This is a genomic window from Citrobacter sp. S46_ASV_140 (genome assembly GCF_018919545.1).
GTDB lineage: Bacteria > Pseudomonadota > Gammaproteobacteria > Enterobacterales > Enterobacteriaceae > Citrobacter > Citrobacter braakii.
Map to the genome: position 1 here is coordinate 1 of NZ_JAHLRC010000238.1, position 2300 is coordinate 2300.

Genomic DNA, 2300 nt, shown 5'->3' on the forward strand with positions numbered 1-2300 from the left:
GTTTAATGTGATTTTCCGCTTCGTTGAAAATTACGTCAGCCCTGTTGCCGGGCGCATCTCTTCACAACGTCATGTGATGGCTATCCGTGATGGGTTTATTTCGGCGATGCCCTTTATGATCGTAGGCTCGTTTCTGCTGGTTTTCGCCTATCCACCTTTTTCGCCGGATACCACCTGGGGGTTTGCACGTGCGTGGCTGGATATGGCGAAACAGTTTGAAGGCCAAATCCTCACACCGTTTGATATGACGATGGGGATCATGTCAGTCTACATATGTGCGGCTATCGCTTATAACCTGGGCAAGCACTATGTGAAGTCACATCAGCTAGATCCCTTCATGTGCGCGATGCTATCGATCATGGCTTTTTTGCTGATTGCTGCACCGAAAACCAAAGGCACTATGCCGGTTGATAGCCTGGGCGGTACGGGGATTTTCACTGCCATCCTGGTGGCTATTTACTGCGTTGAAATGATGCGCTTCCTGAAGGCGCACAACATCGGCATTCGTTTACCCGATCAGGTGCCGCCGATGATCAAAAACTCCTTCGATCTGCTGATCCCTGTGCTGGTGGTGGTACTGACGCTGTACCCGCTGAGTCTGGTGATTCAGTCGCAGTTTGACATGCTGATCCCGCAGGCCATCATGGCCATCTTTAAACCACTGGTGTCTGCAGCGGATTCTCTGCCAGCGATACTGCTGGCGGTGCTGATCGGCCATCTGCTGTGGTTTGCGGGTATTCATGGCGCGGCAATTGTGTCGGGAATGCTGCAAATGTTCTGGCTCACCAATCTCGGGATGAACCAGTCGGCGCTGGCGCAGGGCGCGCCTTTACCGCATATCTTTATGGAGGCGTTCTGGACGTTCTTTATTGTGGTTGGAGGTTCCGGCGCGACGATGGGGCTGGTGATTTGCTATCTGCGTAGCCGCTCGGCCCATCTGCGATCGATCGGGCGTTTGAGCGTTGTCCCGAGCATTTTTAATATTAACGAACCGGTGATTTTCGGTACGCCGATTGTCATGAACCCAGTGTTCTTTATTCCCTTCCTGCTGGCCCCGATGGTGAACGCAGTGCTGGCCTGGGCGGCGATGAAGCTGGATTTAATTGGGCGGGTGATTTCAGTGGTTCCCTGGACGGCCCCGGCACCGGTTGGCGCGGCATGGGCGTTAGGCTGGGATTATCGTGCGGCCATTCTGGTTGTCCTGCTGGCACTGGTGTCTGCCGTCATCTACTTCCCATTCTTTAAGGTTTACGAAAAGCAGCTATTAGCGCAGGAAAAAGAAGAAGCACAGCGTATAGAAGAAGAAAATCAGCAGGTTGCATAACTGACGGGCGAGGGGCTACGGCTCCTCGCTTACTTCAGCGTGCAGTCACCGCATTGCTGGACATCGGGCAGGCGATAGCGCTGGCAGCAGGTTCTGCGCACTAACAGTCCCTCGCGCGGAACAACGGTACGCCACAGGGGATTATCCTGACCGCAGGAGAGTTGCTTCTCAAAAAAACAGGTCTGGCGCAGTGTGGTCAGCAGTTCTTCACCTAATAACGGCTTCATTTCCGTTAAATACCAGTGAATTAAATATCCGGTGTTGCTCCAGATAAGCTTCGCATTGATCTCGCCCGTCGCTTCCAGCGCCTGCACAACCGGCGTCAGCGCCGAGAGAATCAGTGTTTCCATGCGTTGCTGAGGAGACTGGGCCGTGACCTGGTGATCCTGATGCACGTCGATCCAGAAGCAGGCAGCACGGCCTGTTTCGTGGAATTCTACGTGCATGTGTTCAGGAGAGACGTCGATGGCCTCTTTTTGCGTCAGCAGGGCCACCATGAGCGGAGGCATCATCAGGCCGATATACCACTGCGCCCAGAGAGAAATCAGCGGCTTATTTTCGCGTGGCAGCGTGGGCTGATTGCGATAAATATGGTCTGAATAGACAGCCAGCAATGAACTTAGTGTCGTTGATTGCGTCCATTCATGTAGCGTCATCGCACCTGGCACGGGTGTTTCGTCAAGACGAATGAAGTCCAGCAGGTGCTCACGGGTGTTGGCTATCGTTGCGCGTACGGCAGCAGCCAGCGAGGGTATCTTTGCAGGCAGAGGGCTACGCCAGATGACATCTTCAACGATCGGTGCGGAACGATAAGCCATGTCGATATAAGGATGTTAATCTTAATGATAATGATTGCTAATCCTATAATTGACATTGAGCGATGGCAAGATCTTTGTCGCCATCCCGGGCGACACCGCACAGATAGCTCAGGCAGAAGGGCAGTTTACTCGCAGGTCATCGCTGACCAGCGTACTGT

The 2300-nt window shown here is 53.4% G+C and carries 2 protein-coding genes; one reads left to right on the forward strand and one right to left on the reverse strand.

Annotated features, from left to right (window positions below; genetic code table 11):
- Positions 1-1324 (forward strand): PTS sugar transporter subunit IIC (locus KQJ19_RS23310; RefSeq protein ID WP_216404255.1); only part of this gene is annotated, 1324 nt, incomplete at its 5' end.
- Between the two features lie 29 nt (positions 1325-1353).
- Here the strand turns inward: KQJ19_RS23310 and fhuF are convergent.
- Positions 1354-2142 (reverse strand): siderophore-iron reductase FhuF, encoded by a 789-nt coding sequence (gene fhuF / locus KQJ19_RS23315; RefSeq protein WP_047500102.1) that lies wholly within the window; start codon positions 2140-2142, stop codon positions 1354-1356.
- Positions 2143-2300 lie beyond the last annotated feature (158 nt).

Coding starts and splice junctions, on each gene's coding strand:
- fhuF (WP_047500102.1), bottom strand. CDS start 2,142: ATGGCTTATCGTTCCGCACCGATCGTTGAAGATGTCATCTGGCGTAGC.